The organism is Paracoccus mangrovi (genome assembly GCF_042648425.1).
GTDB lineage: Bacteria > Pseudomonadota > Alphaproteobacteria > Rhodobacterales > Rhodobacteraceae > Paracoccus > Paracoccus mangrovi.
Map to the genome: position 1 here is coordinate 398,612 of NZ_JBHRXJ010000003.1, position 16,554 is coordinate 415,165.

The window sequence follows — 16,554 nt, forward strand, 5'->3', positions numbered from 1 at the left end:
GATATTCATGACCACAATCGCAATCGTTGGCGCGGGGCTGATCGGCCGATCATGGGCCTTTGTCTTTGCCCGTGCGGGCCTGCCGGTGCGGGTCTGGGACGCCGATCCCGCCGTGCTGGACCGGCTGCCCGGCGATATCGCAACCATGATCGCCGATGCCGGGGGCGATCCGGCTATTGCCGGACGGATCGGCGCCTTTCCGACACTCGCCGAGGCCTTGCAGGGCGCCGACTGGGTCCAGGAAAACGGTCCCGAGAACGCCGAGATCAAGCGCGCGCTTTTCGCCGATCTGGACCGGCTGGCGGGGCCTGATGCGATCCTTGCCTCGTCCAGTTCGGCCTTGATGCCCTCGGTCTGGTCCGAGGGGCTGGCGGGGGCGGCGCGCTGTCTTGTCGCGCATCCGGTGAACCCGCCGCATCTTGTGCCCATTGTCGAGCTTTGCCCATCGCCCGCCACCGCGCCCGGGGTCATGGACCGGGCCGAGGCCCTGTTCCGGCGGGTCGGACAGGTGCCCGCCCGGCTGAGCCGCGAAATCGACGGCTTTGTGCTGAATCGCCTACAGGCGGTGCTGCTGGCGGAATCGCTGCGGCTGGTCGCCGATGGCGTGGTCAGCGTCGAGGGGCTGGATGACACCATCCGCCACGGGCTTGGCCGCCGTTGGGCTTTCATGGGGCCGTTGGAAACGATCCTTTTGAACGCGCCGGGGGGGGTGCCCGATTATATCCGCCGCTATGGCCCGATGCTGGCGCGGCTGACCGACAGCGCCGCGCGCGGCGAGGCCTTTACCGAGGCCGCCGGCCAGATCGTGGCCGAGGCATTCCCCGACACCGATATCCGCGCCCGTCAGGACTGGCGCGACCGCGAATTGTCAGCATTGGACGCGCATCTGCGCGCCCGCAGCGAAAGGACTACATGATGGCCAAGCCCCGCAAGACGATCATCACCTGTGCCGTGACCGGCGCCATTCATACGCCCTCGATGTCGGAATACCTTCCGGTCACCGCCTCGGAAATCGCCGAGGCCGCCATCGGCGCCGCCGAGGCGGGCGCGGCCATCGTCCATCTGCATGCCCGCGACCCGCGGGACGGCCGCCCCGACCAGACCCCCGAGGCGTTCGAACCCTTTCTGCGCGTCATCAAGCAGCGCAGCGACTGCGTGGTCAACATCACCACCGGCGGCGCGCCGACCATGACCATTCAGGAACGCGTCCGCCCCGCCGCGACATGGAAACCCGAGGTCGCCTCGCTGAACATGGGGACGATGAATTTCGGTCTTTTCCCCATGCTCAACCGCTTTGAAAACAGCCTGAAACATCAATGGGAACGCGATTACCTGTCAAACCGCGACATCGTGTTTCGCAACACCTTCGGCGATATCGAACATATCCTGACCACGCTGGGCGCGAATGGCACCCGGTTCGAATTCGAATGCTATGACACGGCGCATCTCTATAACCTCAAGCATTTCTTCGATGCCGGCATCGTCAAGGGGCCGCTGTTCATCCAGACGGTGTTCGGCCTGATGGGCGGCATCGGCGCGCATCCCGAGGATGTGATGCATATGAAGCGCACCGCCGACCGCCTGTTTGGCGACAATTACCGCTGGTCCGTGCTGGGCGCTGGCAAGAACCAGATGGCGATCGCCGCGATGTCGGCGGCGATGGGCGGCCATGTCCGCGTGGGGCTGGAGGATTCGCTATGGAACGGTCCCGGACAGCTGGCGAAATCCAATGCCGAACAGGTGACCCGCGCCCGCCAGATCATCGAGGGGCTGGGCCTTGATATCGCCTCGCCCGACGAGGCGCGCGAGATCCTGGCGCTGAAAGGGGCCGACAAGGTCGAGTTCTAGCCCGTCCCGGCCAGATGTTTCCCGCATCCCCTTTCCGGCGGCGCATGGCCACCGGCGAAGGCGGCCCTTGTCGTTGCCTGTCATCCCCTGAGATGTTAGGCAGGATGCGATTTGAATAATATAATGTCAGATTGTTGATTCAGATGCAGGATTCCGCCGCGACCGGCCAGCCCGCGTTGACGCGGCGCCTGATTGCCTTTCAAGGTCGCGATCTTTCGGGTCTGTCATTCTGGGACCGCCCGGTCTTTCCCGCCGGGCTGGCACCGGAATTCGATCCCTTGCCCGAAGGGCAGGGGATCTTTGCGCTGATCGACGGGGAAAAGCGGCGCCGGCTGCGCGGCACGAACGATCTGGACATGCTGGACCCGGTGCTGAACGCGACCGCGCTTTTGGGAACCGGCACTGCGCAGGATGAGGTCGGGCCGTGGCTGATCGATCTTGGTCGTTCGGGCCGTGCCCGCGACCGTTTCCTGTCCGATCTGTTTTCCACGCCAGAGGGGCCGGGCAGCGCGGTTCTTTTGCGCACCGCCGCACCGCTGGACGAGCTGCGCGCGCATCTGCGCGGGCTGATCAAGGTGCGGCGCGACCCCGATGAGCCGCCCTCGCTATTGCTGCGCTTTTGGGATCCGCCGACGGCGGCCGTGCTGCTGGATGCGGCGATGAACCGGCCGGATCGGGTGGCGCGGCTTTGCCATACGCGGTCCGGCCTGCCGCTGGCATGGTATGCGGAAAGCCGGCCGGGCCAGATGGCGTGTTTTGTCCCGGTTGGTCGCCTGCCCGGGGGCCGCGCGCGCGAGCCGCTTTGCCTTGAGGCGCGGGACGAGGCGGCGCTGGCGGCGCTGGCCTTTGTCGCGCTTGAGGGCGAGATCGGCCGCTGGCTGGGCGAATCCTATCCCGAACTGGGCGACCCCGATCCGCATCGCCGGGCGGGGATCGGCGCGCATGTGGTGGCGCTTGGCCGGGGCTATGGTTTCACGCTCAAGGATGAATTCGCCTATCTGGCGCATATGATGGTGCATCTGGGCGGCTGGTTCGTGCAATCGGGGCGCTATCCGGGCATCGAGACCGTGCTGCTGTCGGATGGCGAGGCCCGTCACAAACCCCTGCGCCCGGCGTTTCGCGCCGCCTATGACGGATCGCATCTGCCGGCGCTGATGGCCGCGCGCGCGGCGCTTTTGGCCGAGCCGGCCCTGCATGGCGAGCCACCCCAACCGACCGAGGGGGTGATCGCCGGGCTTTTGACCCGCCACCTGCCGCTGGCCGCCGAGCACAAGGCCCGCATTCTGGCCGAGCGCGCCCGCGCCGACGCGCTGCACCGCCGCGCGCCGGCCGAGCTGATCGAAACCGTCGCCCTGATCACGCTGTTTCTGGGCTATCGCTTTTATGACGACCCGTTCCTGTTTGGCGAGGCGCCGGGGGAACGCGACTGGCACGGGCTGTGCCGCAGGGCATGGCAACAGATCACGGAGCGCTGCGATGGAAACTGAATCCGCAACCGCCCGGACCGAGCCGCGCGGCGCGGCCCCTTCGGGCAAGGTCTCGTCCACGGCGACCTGTTGCCCAGAGGTGGCGACCTTTGACGGCGCGCGCACGCCCGACCGGGTGCGGGGGTTCGATGCGCGCACCAATCTGGTGAACAATCGCGGGTCCGAGGAATATTGGCTGCCGCCGGCCAAGGCCAAGGCGGCGCCATCCGATCCCTATACCCAGGATGGGGCGGCCTGGGCCTCGGTCGGGCTGGGCGAGACGACCGAGCTTGAGATCGCGTTCGAGGGGCATTCCGGCAATGGCTGCCTGTTGAACTGTAGCTTTGAACCGGATCCGGCGGGCATCGTCGAATTGCTGGATCAGAAAATCGCCGCCAACAATGCCGCCTTTCGCCTGCGCGGCCTGGCCGAGGGCGAAACCACGATCAAGGTCATGTGCAACGGCGCCGAACTGGGTTGGGTGCATGTCGTGTGCTACAAGCTGATCGAGGTGCGCGCGGTTGCCGGCTGGATCGATGCCCCCTTTACGCGCCCGGTTTCCTATAATGCCGGCGCATTGCAGAGCTTTCTGAACCGTGTGTACAAACAGGCGCTGATCCGGTTCAAGGTCATCGATATCGGCAGGATCGATCTGGGGGCCTCGGGCGATCTTGCGTCGCTGGTCGGGGATTATGCCTTCAACCTGAAGGACATCGGTCAAACGCGCTATATCGACGGCTTTGGCGAGGTGGATGGCGATGTGATATTCGCCGGCGGCGCCAATGACGCCGGTGAGGAATTCATTCTGGCCAAGGATATCGCCCCCTTTGTCGAGGCCTATCCGGGTATTGATGACGACCGGGTTCTGCCGCTGGTCTATTTCGTCCACGCGACCCATCTGCCCGAGGCGAATGGATCGGTGCCCGAGGTCGGGCGCGGCCCGGCCTTTGCCTATAAGGACTATTCCGATACGACGGTCGGCAGCTGGGGGATCGAGGACAGCTATGCCGTCCTTGCGCATGAGGCCGGCCATGCCTTTGGCCTCTATCACCCCAACGATCCCCATTGCGCCGAACTTCCCGGGCATTTGCGCGCCTCATGCGGGCAACCCGTCAGCGCCGAACCCGCGACCAATACCGAACCCGCTATCGCCCCGGAAGGGAAAGATGTTAGCGTCGAACGCAGCCGGGTTGTCATCATGGCGCGCGATCCGCTGAACCTGATGGGATATTGGCCCGAATTCACCGAGGCGACCTTTCTGCGCAAGGGACAATGGGACCGGTGCCGCAGCGGCGCGATGAAATACAAGGGCAGGACATGATCGACTATATTGATCTTTTGAACAAAAGCTGCCCCGAGGAAGTCGTGGAATATGTCCTGGCGGCCGATCCCGCCACGATCCCGGCGATGCTTTGGCCCAATAACGATCCCTTTGGCAGCGACTATGACAATGCCTGTCATTCGGCGGTAATCGGCTATTACAGCCGGGGCATCGGCCCCAATTCAAGCTGGGACTGGGATACGGCCTATGTTCAGGATTTCATGGATGTCGTCCTGACCGGCGATATCCTGAAAAAGGACGAACGCGCCCCGGATGAGGTCAGGCAGGCCTTCGCCCGTGCGCTGGAACGGCTGGCCGCGACCGACAAGCCTTTGCCCGGCGGCTATTACAATGCGCTGCGACATTTCAATCTGGATTACCGTCGGCAATTGCTGGCCCGCTATCCCGTGCCACCCAGCCCCCAACAGGTGCTGGATGAACAGTCCGATCAGGCCTATGCCCTTTATCTGGCCCGCTATCAGGAACCCGGCAGTCTGGAACGGCTGGATCAGGCGGTTGCGCTGGCCAAGGGGCCAAGTGCGGCGCTGAACCTGTTGAACGAGATCTTTCGGCAAAAGATCCCCGGCGCCGAACGCATCTTTGTCAAATACAAGGACGATGCCCGCGCCACCAGCGACGTCTGCGGGAATCCCGGACTGGCGGTGATGGACCGGGCGCGGCTGTATATCGGCCTGCCGCGCAGCAAGGCGCCCCGCATCCATATGGATGAAAACGGCCAGCCGATCCCCTTCGAGACGACGCCCAAGGGCCGCGCCGCCGCCAAGGGACAGGATTATTCCTGTCGCGGCTAGCCGGCGGCGATGATCTCGAAGCGTTCGACATCGACCATGCCGCGATCCGTGATCTTTAGCGCCGGGATCACCGGCAGCGCCAGAAAGGCCAGCTGCAAAAACGGCTCTTCCAGCGTGACGCCAAGGCTTTTCGCCGCCGCGCGCAGGGTTTCCAGCCGGTCGCGCACGGTCTCGAATGGTTCAAGGCTCATCAGCCCGGCGACGGGCAGGGGCAGTTCGGCAAGGATGCGGTCGCCCTGGGCCACGACGAAGCCGCCCTCAATGTCCGACAGGCGGTTCGCGGCCAGCGCCATATCGTCGTAATCGGCCCCGACCACGGCGATATTGTGGTGATCGTGACAGACGGTGCCGGCGATGGCGCCGCGCGTGATGCCAAAGCCGTGGACAAAGCCGGTGGCGATATTGCCGTTCTTGCCATGCCGTTCGATCACGGCGATGCGCATCAGGTCGCGGACCGGATCGGGACGCTTGTCGCCATTTTCGGGGGTGATCTCTTCGCGCAGGTGGCGGGTGATGATCTTGCCTTCAAGAATGCCGATCACATCGGTTTCGCTGCGGTTGCCGGAACAGCGGAAATCGGTGGCGGCCACGCGCGGCGCGCGCACCGAACCGCGCCCGATGGGCGTCAGCGTCGGCCGCACGGCGAAAGCCGCCGCATCGACGACGCGGCCCCCGGCCAGCACCAGCTGCGCGTGACAACCGGCAAGGCTGTCCAGCGCGACGATATCGGCGCGCAGCCCCGGCGCGATCAGCCCGCGATCCTTTAGCCCGAACGCCTCGGCCGCCGAAAGCGAGGCGGCGCGATATGCGGCCAGCGGCGGCGTGCCCAATGCGATCAGGGTACGGATCATGTAATCCAGATGCCCGTGCTCGCCGATATCCAGCGGGTTCCGGTCATCGGTGCACAGGCACATATAGGGGCTGGTCGCCACCGTCAGCAGCGGTTGCAGCGCATGCAGATCCTTGCTGACCGAACCTTCGCGGATCAGCACCCGCATGCCCTTTTGCAGCTTTTCGCGGGCCTCGGCGGCGGTCGTCGCCTCATGCTCGGTGCGGATGCCGGCGGCGATATAGGCGTTGAGGTCGCGGCCCGAAAGCTGTGGGCAATGGCCGTCGATATGGCCGCCCGCGAACAGCCGCAGCTTGGCCATGGCGCCGGGGTCGCGATGGATGACACCGGGATAGTTCATGAATTCGGCCAGTCCGATCGCCGAGGGATGGCCCATGACGGCGCGCAGATCGTCGGCCCCGATCCGGGCGCCGGCCGTCTCCATCTCGGTCGAGGGGACACAGGATGACAGCTGCACCCGCAGATCCATCAACAGCTGTTCGGACGCCGTCTGGAACCAGCGGATGCCGTCCAGCCCGATGACATTGGCGATCTCATGGGGGTCGCAGATGGCGGTGGTGACGCCGCGCGGGGTCACGCAGCGGTCAAATTCATGCGGCGTGACCAGACTGCTTTCGACATGCAGATGGGTGTCGATGAAACCGGGCACCAGCACCAGCCCGGCCACGTCGATGACCCGCGCGCCGTCATAGGCGCCGATCCCGGCGATGCGGTCGCCACAGATCGCCACGTCGCCCGTCAGCATTTCGCCGGTGATTAGATCGAACACCTGACCGCCGCGCAGGACAAGATCGGCCGGCATGTCCCCGCGCGCCTGTGCGATACGCCGTTCCAGATCGTCCATGGCCGTCCCCCAATCCTTGCATTCGGGCAAGGCATAAAGGAATGCGCGGCCCGCCGATACCCGCCTAAAGCTGCGCCGCCAGTGCCGCCTTGTCGATCACCGAATGCACGTTCAGGATCAGCCCGTCGCGATATTCGTAAAACACGTTCTCGCCAAACCGGACGCGGCGGCCATTGACGGCCATGCCGAACAATTCGCCCCGGGGGGTGCAGTCGAAATGCAGCATCGCCGCGACATGGGGCGGCTCACAGATCAGCAGGCGCAGATCGAAATGCAGGTCGGGAATGGCCGCCACATCCTGTTCCAGCATCCGGCGATAACCCGCCAGCCCCAGCGGGCGGGCATTATGCGTGACCTCGGGATGAACATGGCGGTCCAGCGCGCCCCAGTCGCGGGCGTTCAGACAGGCCAGATAGGCGCGGTAAAGGTCTGCAAGCTCTGTCGTCGTCATGGCCACTCCAGATCCAGCCAGACCAGCCGATGCGCCGATGCCGCCAGCGCGGTCTGTGCCAAAGGCCCGTCCGCAGGCCAGAAAACGCCGCTGTCCAGAACCTTGAGCCCCTTTTGCGGCAGGACGTAATCGACGCGCAGATTGCCCGGCGGCTTGTCATCGGGCCAGTCGCCGGTATCCAGCGCCGGATCGCCCTTTTGCCCGTCATTGACGCCGCCTTTGGCCGCCGCGCCGCCGGCGCTGCGCGGCATGGGGTCGGTGACATGGGCCATGAGCCGGGTCAGCGCCTCGGGGCGACCCTCGCTGTCCTGCGCGTCGATGTTCAGATTGCCGGCCAGCACGAATGCCTGATCGGGCAGGCGGTTCAGCCAGAACGCCAATTCGTCATGATTGCGGCGGCCGTTCAGATCCTCGGCCCCGTCGAAAACCGGCGGCGTAGCCGCCATGGCCAAAAGGTGCAGCGGCCGGTTTGCTACGGTGATCGTGGCATCCCAATGCGCGGCCGAGGACAGGCGCCGCGCGGCGGTCACATCCTCGGGCAAAGGCGGCATCAGGTGACTGGGCAGGTCGCGCCACAGGGCATCGGTGTATTCGGTGACCGGGCCGATCGGGTGGCGGGACAGGATCGCCATCCCGCCCTGACCGGGAAACTCGCCAAAGCCTTGCGCGTCATCGGCGGTGTTCTGGCGGCCATCCGCATTCAGGTCCAGATCGGTCGCCATCCCGGCATTGGGGCGGGCGGCAAAGCGGTGCGGATAATCCAGCCCCGCCTCGGCCAAGAGCGCGGTGAATGCGGCCAACGCGCGGCCTTCGTAATCCCAGTCGAAATCGGTCAGCAACAGGATATCGGGCCGCGTTTCGGCGATCACCCGCACCACGGCGGCGATCTGGGGATCGGCCTTTTTGCCGGTCCGGCCAAGGTCGCGCAACAAAAGCCCCGGCCCGTCGCGCGACAGGTCGGGGCTGTAGGTGGCGATCCGCAAGGGGTCCGCCTGTGCATATGTGCCAAGGGCGGCGATCAGCGCCGCCCCGGCCAGCGCCCTTATACCCAAGGGCGGCTCTGGGCCATCTGGGTCTCGAACGTGTCGATGGCCGAGGATTTTTCCATGGTCAGTCCGATATCGTCCAGCCCGTTCAACAGGCAATGACGGCGGAACGGATCCAGTTCAAAGCCAAAGCTCTGCCCGTCCGAGGTGGTCACGGTCAGGTTTTCCAGATCGACGGTCATGCGGGCATTGGCGCCTTTGCGGGCGTCCTCCATCAGCACGTCGACCACCTCTTGCGGCATGACGATGGGCAGGATGCCGTTCTTGAAACAGTTGTTGTAAAAGATGTCGGCAAAGCTGGTCGAGATCACGCAGCGGATGCCGAAATCCAGCAGCGCCCAGGGCGCGTGTTCGCGCGAGCTGCCGCAGCCGAAATTGTCGCCGGCGACGATGATCTGCGTTTCGCGGTAAGCCGGCTGGTTGAGGATGAAATCCGCGACCTCGGTTCCGTCGGCGTTAAAGCGCATCTCGTCGAACAGGTTCTTGCCCAGACCCGAGCGGTGGATCGTTTTCAGGAACTGTTTGGGGATGATCATGTCGGTGTCGATATTGACCAGCGGCATGGGCGCCGCGATGCCGGTCAGGGTGGTGAACTTGTCCATTTCGTGTTCCTCGCAGAATTGACTTGGGGCCTATGCGCCCGTTAACCGAGACCCGACCGGCGCGGCGCGCCAAGGTAACACGGGTCTTGCAGATGTTTTTCGGGTTTTCCAGTTTCACCGCCCTGCGCCTTTGCATTGCCCGCGACTGGACGCCGCGGATCGGCGACCCGGAGATGACCGGCTGGTTGACGGTCATATCCTATCTGGTCTGTTTCGCGCTGGCGGTCATGGTGTTGCGGCGCCGGCCAGTCGGGGCCGCGCGCGGCCTGTGGCTGGCGATTGCCGGGCTGATGGCGTTTCTGGGGCTGAACAAGCAGCTGGACCTGCAAACCGCGCTGACCGCGACCGGGCGCTGTCTGGCGCATGCGCAGGGCTGGTACGACCAGCGCTATCTTGTGCAGCTTGCCTTTATCGCCGGGCTGGTGCTGGGCGTGGTGATCGCATTGCTCTGGGCTGCGAAAACCCTGCGCGGCCAGATGCGCCGCAATGGCCTTGCCCTGCTGGGGCTGGCCGTGCTTTGCGGGTTCGTTCTGGTGCGGGCGGTGGGCTTTCATCATGTCGACAGGCTGATCAGCACCGATTTCGCGAACATCAAGTTCAACTTCTGGTTCGAAAATGCCGGGCTGGTTCTGATTGCGATCAATGCCGTCTGGCTGCTGAGGCGGGGTCGCTAAGCGCCCCGCCCGCCGCGATCAGGCGGTTTCGGCTTCGGCCATCAGCTCGCGCACATCGGTCAGATGCCCGCGCACCGCCGCCGCCGCCGCCATCACCGGCGACATCAGATGCGTGCGGCCCTTATAGCCCATGCGCCCCTCGAAATTGCGGTTCGAGGTGGCGGCGCAGCGTTCCCCCGGCGCCAGCTGGTCGGGGTTCATGCCCAGGCACATCGAGCAACCGGCCAGACGCCATTCGAAACCGGCATCGGTAAAGATCTTGTCCAGACCCTCTTCCTCGGCCTGCATGCGCACAAGGCCCGAGCCGGGGACGACCATGCCGCGCACGCCCGTGGCCAGCTTGCGGCCTTTCAGGATGCCGGCGGCGGCGCGCAGATCCTCGATCCGGCCGTTGGTGCAGGACCCGATAAAGACCGCGTCGATCTTGATCTCGTTGAGCGGCGTGCCGGGCTTCAGCCCCATATAATCAAGGCTGCGGCGCGCGGCCTCGACCTTGCCGCCCTCGAAATCCTCGGGGGCGGGGACGTGGCCGGTGATCGGCAGCACGTCTTCGGGGCTGGTGCCCCAGGTCACGACCGGGGCGATATCCTCGCCGCGGATGGTGATGACCTTGTCCCAATGCGCGCCCTCGTCCGAAAAGAGCGTTTTCCACCACATCAGCGCGGCTTCCCATGCGGCGCCTTTCGGCGCGTGCGGGCGGCCCATGCAATAGGCAAAGGTCTTTTCGTCCGGCGCGATCAGGCCGGCGCGGGCGCCGCCCTCGATGGCCATGTTACAGACGGTCATGCGGCCTTCCATGGACAGGTCGCGGATCGCCTCGCCGCAATATTCGATCACATAGCCGGTGCCGCCGGCGGTGCCGGTCTTGCCGATCACGGCCAGCGTGATGTCCTTGGCGGTGACGCCCGGGCGCAGCTTGCCGGTGATTTCCACCTTCATGTTCTTGGATTTTTTCTGGATCAGCGTCTGCGTGGCCAGAACATGCTCGACCTCGGAGGTGCCGATGCCATGGGCCAGCGCGCCGAATGCGCCATGGGTCGCGGTGTGGCTGTCGCCGCAGACGACCGTCATGCCGGGCAGGGTCCAGCCCTGTTCGGGGCCGACGATATGGACGATCCCCTGACGGATATCCGACATCGGGTAATAGTTCAGGCCGAATTCGCGGGCGTTCTTGTCCAGTTCCGCGACCTGAATGCGGCCTTCGGGGTTTTCGATGCCGTTCACGCGGTCGGCGGTGGTGGGCACGTTATGGTCCGGCACGGCGATGGTCTGGTCCGGGCGGCGGACCTTGCGGCCGGTCATGCGCAGCCCCTCAAAGGCCTGCGGGCTGGTCACTTCATGGACCAGATGCCGGTCGATATACAGAAGGCAGGTGCCGTCTTCCTGACGGTCGACCACATGCGCGTCGAAGATCTTGTCGTAAAGGGTGCGGGGCGCGCCCGCGTTATTGGTGCCGGTCATGGCTGTCTCTTTCCGAAAGAGTAGCTGGGATTGGATAGGCTTGGCCGCCCCGGCAGGTGCGGGACGCGGCAGGGCGCGCATGCGCCCGCGCCGTCACAGTCGGGCGGTGACGGACAGGCTTTCGCCGTAGAACCGGCCCGGCAGGCGGGCGCGATCATGAATATCGAAATAGACGAATCCTCGCATAAAGCGCCTTTTACGCCGCTTTCGGGGCCGGTGCAATCTTTCTGGTCCTTGTCAGGATGGGGTTCGCCGGGTTCAAATACCACAGCGAAAGGGGGCAGGATGGAGCAGTTGAATCCGCAGATGGTCGATGCCGCACAGGGGCTGTGGGGCAGCATCGTGACCTTCTTTCAATTGCTGCTTTTGCCGTCGCGGCGCTATCAGCTGGTGGCGGTGGTGGTGTTGGCGGGGCTGTCCTGGCTTTTGTCGCGGTGGCTGTCGCGGCTGTTGACCGACTGGCTGCGGCGGCGCGAGAACTGGCCGAAATGGCGGCTGCGGCTGGGCCTGCTGGTCAACCGGCGGCTGGCGCTTCTGGTTTTCGTGGTGCTGTCCTGGGTGGTGGTGCTGGTGATGCGCGAAATCACCTGGCCCTCGCGCAGTCAGGTGATCGCGCTGGCGGCGACCATCGCCACGGCCTGGGCGGTGATCTTTTTCATGGCGCGGATCATCGCCAACCGCTTTCTGCGCCGGATCGTGACTTGGGCCGCCTGGATCTGGGTCACGCTTGAGCTGACGCAGCTGACCGGGTCGGTCGCCAATCTGCTGGACGGCGCGTCGATCAGCTTTGGCGATTTCCGGCTTTCGGCGCTGACCGTGATCAAGGCGCTGGCGGTGACCGGGCTGATGATCGCGGGGGCGCGGCTTTTGTCGCAGCTGATTTCCGCCCGGCTGGCCCGGAACGAGGACATCTCGCCCACGATGCGGGTGCTGACGGCCAAGCTGTTGCAGGTGGTGCTGTTCAGCCTGGCCATCATTGTCGGACTCAAGGCGGTGGGGTTCGATCTGACCGGGCTTGCGGTGTTTTCGGGCGCGGTCGGTGTGGGGCTTGGCTTTGGCCTGCAAAAGGTGGTGTCCAATCTGGTCTCGGGGGTGATCATCCTTCTGGACCGGTCGATCAAGCCGGGGGACGTGATCAGCCTTGGCGATACCTTTGGCTGGATCGAGGAACTGGGCGCGCGCTATGTCAGCGTCGTCACCCGCGACGGCAAGGAATACCTGATCCCGAACGAGGATCTGGTGACCGGGCAGGTGGTCAACTGGTCCCATACCAATCAGTTCGTGCGGCTGGATCTGAAATTCGGCGCATCCTATGAGGACGATCCCCACAAGGTCAGCGAGGTGGCGATCAATGCCGCGATGGGCGTGCCGCGCGTCATCGCGGGCCGCAGGCCAGTTTGCTGGATCACCGGTTTCGGCGACAGTTCCGTGGATTATGTGCTGCGATTCTGGATCGGGGATGCGACCGGCGGGCTGACCAATGTGCGCGGACAGGTGTTTCTGGCCCTGTGGGACGCGTTCAAGGATCACGATATCTCGATCCCCTTCCCGCAGCGCGAGGTGCGGATCCTGAACGAAACCCTGCCGGTGCAATCGCATCGGAACGCCGCGAAACTCGTGCCGGAAGGCGCCGATGATACCAGTGGTCATTGAGATGGGCCGAAAAGATGCTATCTTTGAACCATCCCCTGCGCCGGGGGCGATCGGCGCGCTGACCGGAGGATAAACCCCTGTCCAATACCGTCACGCCGGCCTCTACGCCGGCAGCGACCACCGCCGAGTCCGGGCTGACCAGTGATCAGGTCCTGGACCGCGTTCTTGCATCTCTTGACGACGACAAGGCCGAAGATGTCGTGACCATCGACCTGCGCGGCCGTTCCGCGATGGCGGACCATATGGTCATCGCCTCGGGGCGGAATGCGCGTCAGGTGGCCTCGATCGCCGAAAAGCTGGTCGAGCGCCTGAAGCAGCAGACCGGCCAGTCGGCGCGTGTCGAGGGCAAGGATACCGGCGATTGGGTGCTGATCGATACAGATGACGTCATCGTCCATGTCTTTCGCCCCGAGGTGCGCGAATTCTATCAGCTGGAAAAGATGTGGATGCCGGCCGATTCGCTGCGCTCCGTCACGCTTGACCGGCTGCGCGCCGACCATGCGGCCGAAGAGGCCCGCAAGACACAGAACTGAGCCATGCGGATGGTCATTGCCGCGGTCGGGCGGCTGCGGCAGGGCCCCGAGGCGAAGCTCATTGCCGATTATCTCGACCGCCACGCCAAGGCCGGGCGGTCGCTTGGCTTGCCCCCCGTCACCCTGACCGAGGTCGAGGACAAGCGCAGCGGCGGCATGGGCGCCGAAGCGCCGCTTCTGGCGCGCGCCATTCCCGACGGCGCCGCGCTGGTGGTGCTGGATGAACGCGGGCAGATGCTGACCTCGCCCGAATTTGCCAACAGGATCGCCGCCTGGCGCGATCAGGCCCGGGATGTGGCCTTTGTCATCGGCGGCGCGGATGGCATCGATCCCAGCCTGCGGGATCGCGCCGATCTGGCGATCAGCTTCGGGCGCATGGTCTGGCCCCATATGCTGGCCCGGGTCATGCTGGCCGAACAGATTTATCGCGCCACCACCATCCTGTCGGGAAGCCCCTATCACCGCGAATGACAAACGACTGGAACAGTTAAGTTTTTAACTAAACCCATTGCGCTTGGCTGATGAAAACTTCGTGCATTTTGTTAGCATGAAAGTGCGAATCCGTCCGTTTGGGGTGCATTATGATACCAGTCGTGAATCAGATCCAAAGCCGGGCCAGTCCTGTCGCGACTGCGCCCGCCCGCGGAACCGAAGCGGTGGCCCAGGTTGCCGCCCAACCCGAAGTCGAGGTCCGGCCCGTCGAACAGGCCGAGGCGACCCATGATGCCGCGCAGCGTGGTCGTGGCGATCTTGACCGTGCGCGCGATGCCCAGGCGGTTGCCGCCCAGAGACAGCGCAGCAACCAGAACCGCACCGTGATCGAGGCCGACTCGCCCCAGGATCGGGCCGTGTTCCGCGCCAAGGTCATCCGCTTCCTGCAAGCCATCTATCGCGAGGATCAGTCCTTTCAGCGCGCGCTGGAACGCGGCACGATCATCATCCGCGCCGTCGAGGACACGCCCGAACCCGAGCTGCGCCCCGAAGTCGCCTATGCGATCTATCGTCAGGGTGCCTTGCAAAGCGGCCATGCCACGGTCGATCTGGATATGCCCGACCGCGCGCAGGCCAAGCCGCAAAGCGTCGGGACCAGCGATTTCGTCGCCTGGTGGCCCAAATAACCCCTTGCCGCGATGAGCGCGCGGCAAGGTTGCCGGGGGTGCGATCCGCGCCCCCGATCAGGGGCAGGGTTCTTCCCAGTTGTCGATGATCGCGACGGCTTCGTCGGCGGTTTCGACAAAGCTGATCAGGTCCAGATCCTCGGGGCTGATGGTGCCCGCATCCGCCAGCGCCTGCCAGTCGATGACCTTGTGCCAGAACTGCGTGCCGAACAGGATAAAGGGGATGCGCTTCATCCGCCCGGTCTGGATCAGGGTCAGGGTCTCGAACAGCTCGTCCATGGTGCCAAAGCCGCCGGGGAACACCGTCACCGCCCGGGCCCGCATCAGGAAATGCATCTTGCGGATGGCGAAATAGTGAAAATTGAAACACAGGTCCGGCGTCACATAGGCGTTCGGGGCCTGTTCGTGCGGCAGCACGATGGACAGCCCGATCGAGGTGCCGCCCGCCTCATGCGCGCCCAGATTGCCGGCCTCCATCACGCCCGGCCCGCCGCCGGTGCAGATGACGTTTTCGGTGCCATAGCTTTTCAGGCTGCGTTCGGTCATCAGAAAGGCAAAACGCCGCGCCTCTTCGTAATAATGCGACAGCTCGGCCAGTTGCGGGGTGCGGGCCTGATCGCGGTGATCGGGCGCGGGAATGCGGGCGCCGCCGAACATCACGATGGTTGAACGGATGCCGCGCGCATCCATGATCATCTGCGGCTTCAACAGTTCCAGTTGCAGGCGGACGGGCCGCAATTCTTCGCGCAACAGGAATTCGTTGTCGGCAAAGGCCAGCCGATAGGCCGGCGCGCGCGTCTGTGGGGTGTCGGGAATGGTGCGTGCCGTGGCCACGTCCTGTTGGCTGTCCCGGAACGGGTGGCTGCGCTCATCATCGTCTTTCATCGAAACCTCGGACTGGTAGCCGCTCATTGCACGACCGCACCCCTCGGCTTATAGCCCTTGGGCAACAGTTTCCACCCGAGAGAGGTCTGCACATGTCGAATGACGCCCTGGAAGTCGCCATCGAATCCGCCTGGGAGGCGCGCGACCAGATCACCCCCGCCACCAAGGGCGAGGCGCGCGAGGCCGTCGAAGCCACGCTTGAGGCGCTGGACAAGGGCGTGCTGCGCGTCGCCGAAAAGCGCGGGCAGGACTGGCATGTGAACCAATGGGCCAAAAAGGCCGTGCTGCTTGGTTTCCGGCTCAAGGATATGGAAATGCAGCCCGGCGGCCCGCAGAATGGCGGCTGGTGGGACAAGGTGGACAGCAAGTTCGCCGGCTGGGGCGAAAACCGCTGGCGCGATGCCGGGTTTCGGGCCGTGCCGAACTGTATCGTGCGCAAATCGGCCTATATCGCCAAGGGCGTCGTGCTGATGCCCAGCTTCGTGAACCTTGGCGCCTATGTCGACGAGGGCACGATGGTCGATACCTGGGCCACGGTCGGCAGCTGCGCCCAGATCGGCAAGAATGTGCATCTGTCGGGCGGCGTCGGCATCGGCGGCGTGCTGGAACCGATGCAGGCAGGCCCGACCATCATCGAGGACAACTGTTTCATCGGCGCCCGCTCCGAGGTGGTCGAGGGCTGTATCGTCCGCGAGGGGTCGGTCCTGGGCATGGGCGTGTTCATCGGCAAATCGACCAAGATCGTCGACCGTGAAACCGGCGAGGTGATGTATGGCGAGGTTCCGGCCGGTTCGGTCGTGGTCGCCGGCTCGCTGCCGTCCAAGAACGGGGTGAACCTTTATTGCGCGGTGATCGTCAAGCGCGTGGATGCGCAAACCCGGTCGAAAACCTCGATCAACGAATTGCTGCGCGACTGATCCGTGCGAAAATTCGCGGGTCCGGCGTGAACCTTGGCCGGGCCTGCGCGTTGCCATTCCTGTAAAGGTTCTG

Annotated in this window: 17 protein-coding genes; 11 read left to right on the forward strand and 6 right to left on the reverse strand. The window is 64.8% G+C overall.

Going from position 1 to position 16,554, the window contains the following annotated elements:
• The first annotated feature begins 7 nt into the window (after positions 1-7).
• The 5 genes from ACFOMH_RS06535 to ACFOMH_RS06555 all read left to right on the forward strand — a co-directional run bounded on the left by ACFOMH_RS06535 (position 8) and on the right by ACFOMH_RS06555 (position 5,447).
• Entirely contained in the window at positions 8-916 is a 909-nt protein-coding gene (locus tag ACFOMH_RS06535; RefSeq protein WP_377743370.1) for a 3-hydroxyacyl-CoA dehydrogenase, read from the forward strand.
• Positions 916-1,848 (forward strand): BKACE family enzyme, encoded by a 933-nt coding sequence (locus ACFOMH_RS06540; protein WP_377743438.1) that lies wholly within the window; start codon positions 916-918, stop codon positions 1,846-1,848. The genes ACFOMH_RS06535 and ACFOMH_RS06540 overlap by 1 nt, the downstream gene beginning before the upstream one ends.
• A 143-nt stretch (positions 1,849-1,991) precedes the next feature.
• The gene (locus ACFOMH_RS06545; protein ID WP_377743372.1) at positions 1,992-3,335 is read left to right on the forward strand and encodes a DUF4123 domain-containing protein; all 1,344 of its coding nucleotides are present in this window, start codon (positions 1,992-1,994) and stop codon (positions 3,333-3,335) included.
• On the forward strand, positions 3,325-4,635 hold the full coding sequence (locus ACFOMH_RS06550) for a hypothetical protein (protein ID WP_377743374.1): 1,311 nt from the start codon (positions 3,325-3,327) through the stop codon (positions 4,633-4,635). The genes ACFOMH_RS06545 and ACFOMH_RS06550 overlap by 11 nt, the downstream gene beginning before the upstream one ends.
• Positions 4,632-5,447 carry a hypothetical protein gene (locus ACFOMH_RS06555; protein WP_377743376.1) on the forward strand — a complete coding sequence of 272 codons (816 nt, stop codon included), beginning with the start codon at positions 4,632-4,634 and terminating at the stop codon, positions 5,445-5,447. The genes ACFOMH_RS06550 and ACFOMH_RS06555 overlap by 4 nt, the downstream gene beginning before the upstream one ends.
• On the opposite strand, the gene ade is transcribed toward ACFOMH_RS06555, so the two are convergent.
• From ade to leuD, 4 genes are all read right to left on the reverse strand, one after another.
• Positions 5,444-7,141, reverse strand: a complete 1,698-nt coding sequence (gene ade / locus ACFOMH_RS06560; protein WP_377743378.1) for an adenine deaminase — start codon at positions 7,139-7,141, stop codon at positions 5,444-5,446. The genes ACFOMH_RS06555 and ade overlap by 4 nt on opposite strands.
• 64 nt (positions 7,142-7,205) lie before the next feature.
• On the reverse strand, positions 7,206-7,592 hold the full coding sequence (locus ACFOMH_RS06565) for an ester cyclase (RefSeq protein WP_377743379.1): 387 nt from the start codon (positions 7,590-7,592) through the stop codon (positions 7,206-7,208).
• Complete coding sequence (locus ACFOMH_RS06570) at positions 7,589-8,644, reverse strand: endonuclease/exonuclease/phosphatase family protein (RefSeq protein WP_377743381.1); 1,056 nt, start codon at positions 8,642-8,644, stop codon at positions 7,589-7,591. The genes ACFOMH_RS06565 and ACFOMH_RS06570 overlap by 4 nt, the downstream gene beginning before the upstream one ends.
• On the reverse strand, positions 8,635-9,240 hold the full coding sequence (leuD, locus tag ACFOMH_RS06575; protein WP_377743383.1) for a 3-isopropylmalate dehydratase small subunit: 606 nt from the start codon (positions 9,238-9,240) through the stop codon (positions 8,635-8,637). The genes ACFOMH_RS06570 and leuD overlap by 10 nt, the downstream gene beginning before the upstream one ends.
• 92 nt (positions 9,241-9,332) lie before the next feature.
• Between leuD and ACFOMH_RS06580 the strand changes: the two genes are divergently transcribed.
• The gene (locus ACFOMH_RS06580; protein ID WP_377743440.1) at positions 9,333-9,914 is read left to right on the forward strand and encodes a hypothetical protein; all 582 of its coding nucleotides are present in this window, start codon (positions 9,333-9,335) and stop codon (positions 9,912-9,914) included.
• 18 nt (positions 9,915-9,932) lie between these two features.
• On the opposite strand, the gene leuC is transcribed toward ACFOMH_RS06580, so the two are convergent.
• A complete protein-coding gene (leuC, locus tag ACFOMH_RS06585) occupies positions 9,933-11,375 on the reverse strand; it encodes a 3-isopropylmalate dehydratase large subunit (protein WP_374425146.1) in 1,443 nt (480 codons plus the stop codon).
• A gap of 285 nt (positions 11,376-11,660) precedes the next feature.
• Here leuC and ACFOMH_RS06590 point away from each other — a divergent pair, with 285 nt between their 5' ends.
• The 4 genes from ACFOMH_RS06590 (at position 11,661) to ACFOMH_RS06605 (ending at position 14,679) form a co-directional block, all read left to right on the forward strand.
• Positions 11,661-13,028: a mechanosensitive ion channel family protein gene (locus ACFOMH_RS06590; RefSeq protein ID WP_374425147.1), complete on the forward strand. Its 1,368-nt coding sequence runs from the start codon at positions 11,661-11,663 to the stop codon at positions 13,026-13,028.
• Positions 13,029-13,105: 77 nt separating this feature from the next.
• Positions 13,106-13,561 carry a ribosome silencing factor gene (gene rsfS, locus ACFOMH_RS06595; RefSeq protein ID WP_374425267.1) on the forward strand — a complete coding sequence of 152 codons (456 nt, stop codon included), beginning with the start codon at positions 13,106-13,108 and terminating at the stop codon, positions 13,559-13,561.
• Between the two features lie 3 nt (positions 13,562-13,564).
• Entirely contained in the window at positions 13,565-14,032 is a 468-nt protein-coding gene (gene rlmH / locus ACFOMH_RS06600) for a 23S rRNA (pseudouridine(1915)-N(3))-methyltransferase RlmH (protein WP_374425148.1), read from the forward strand.
• Between the two features lie 185 nt (positions 14,033-14,217).
• The gene (locus tag ACFOMH_RS06605) at positions 14,218-14,679 is read left to right on the forward strand and encodes a hypothetical protein (protein WP_377743384.1); all 462 of its coding nucleotides are present in this window, start codon (positions 14,218-14,220) and stop codon (positions 14,677-14,679) included.
• A 57-nt stretch (positions 14,680-14,736) separates the two neighbouring features.
• On the opposite strand, the gene ACFOMH_RS06610 is transcribed toward ACFOMH_RS06605, so the two are convergent.
• Entirely contained in the window at positions 14,737-15,564 is an 828-nt protein-coding gene (locus tag ACFOMH_RS06610) for an LOG family protein (RefSeq protein ID WP_374425268.1), read from the reverse strand.
• A 92-nt stretch (positions 15,565-15,656) separates the two neighbouring features.
• Between ACFOMH_RS06610 and dapD the strand changes: the two genes are divergently transcribed.
• Positions 15,657-16,481 carry a 2,3,4,5-tetrahydropyridine-2,6-dicarboxylate N-succinyltransferase gene (gene dapD / locus ACFOMH_RS06615; protein ID WP_377743386.1) on the forward strand — a complete coding sequence of 275 codons (825 nt, stop codon included), beginning with the start codon at positions 15,657-15,659 and terminating at the stop codon, positions 16,479-16,481.
• The last annotated feature ends 73 nt before the right edge of the window (positions 16,482-16,554 follow it).

Coding starts and splice junctions, on each gene's coding strand:
- ACFOMH_RS06535 (WP_377743370.1), top strand. CDS start 8: ATGACCACAATCGCAATCGTTGGCGCGGGGCTGATCGGCCGATCATGG.
- ACFOMH_RS06540 (WP_377743438.1), top strand. CDS start 916: ATGGCCAAGCCCCGCAAGACGATCATCACCTGTGCCGTGACCGGCGCC.
- ACFOMH_RS06545 (WP_377743372.1), top strand. CDS start 1,992: ATGCAGGATTCCGCCGCGACCGGCCAGCCCGCGTTGACGCGGCGCCTG.
- ACFOMH_RS06550 (WP_377743374.1), top strand. CDS start 3,325: ATGGAAACTGAATCCGCAACCGCCCGGACCGAGCCGCGCGGCGCGGCC.
- ACFOMH_RS06555 (WP_377743376.1), top strand. CDS start 4,632: ATGATCGACTATATTGATCTTTTGAACAAAAGCTGCCCCGAGGAAGTC.
- ade (WP_377743378.1), bottom strand. CDS start 7,141: ATGGACGATCTGGAACGGCGTATCGCACAGGCGCGCGGGGACATGCCG.
- ACFOMH_RS06565 (WP_377743379.1), bottom strand. CDS start 7,592: ATGACGACGACAGAGCTTGCAGACCTTTACCGCGCCTATCTGGCCTGT.
- leuD (WP_377743383.1), bottom strand. CDS start 9,240: ATGGACAAGTTCACCACCCTGACCGGCATCGCGGCGCCCATGCCGCTG.
- ACFOMH_RS06580 (WP_377743440.1), top strand. CDS start 9,333: ATGTTTTTCGGGTTTTCCAGTTTCACCGCCCTGCGCCTTTGCATTGCC.
- leuC (WP_374425146.1), bottom strand. CDS start 11,375: ATGACCGGCACCAATAACGCGGGCGCGCCCCGCACCCTTTACGACAAG.
- ACFOMH_RS06590 (WP_374425147.1), top strand. CDS start 11,661: ATGGAGCAGTTGAATCCGCAGATGGTCGATGCCGCACAGGGGCTGTGG.
- rlmH (WP_374425148.1), top strand. CDS start 13,565: ATGCGGATGGTCATTGCCGCGGTCGGGCGGCTGCGGCAGGGCCCCGAG.
- ACFOMH_RS06610 (WP_374425268.1), bottom strand. CDS start 15,564: ATGAAAGACGATGATGAGCGCAGCCACCCGTTCCGGGACAGCCAACAG.
- dapD (WP_377743386.1), top strand. CDS start 15,657: ATGTCGAATGACGCCCTGGAAGTCGCCATCGAATCCGCCTGGGAGGCG.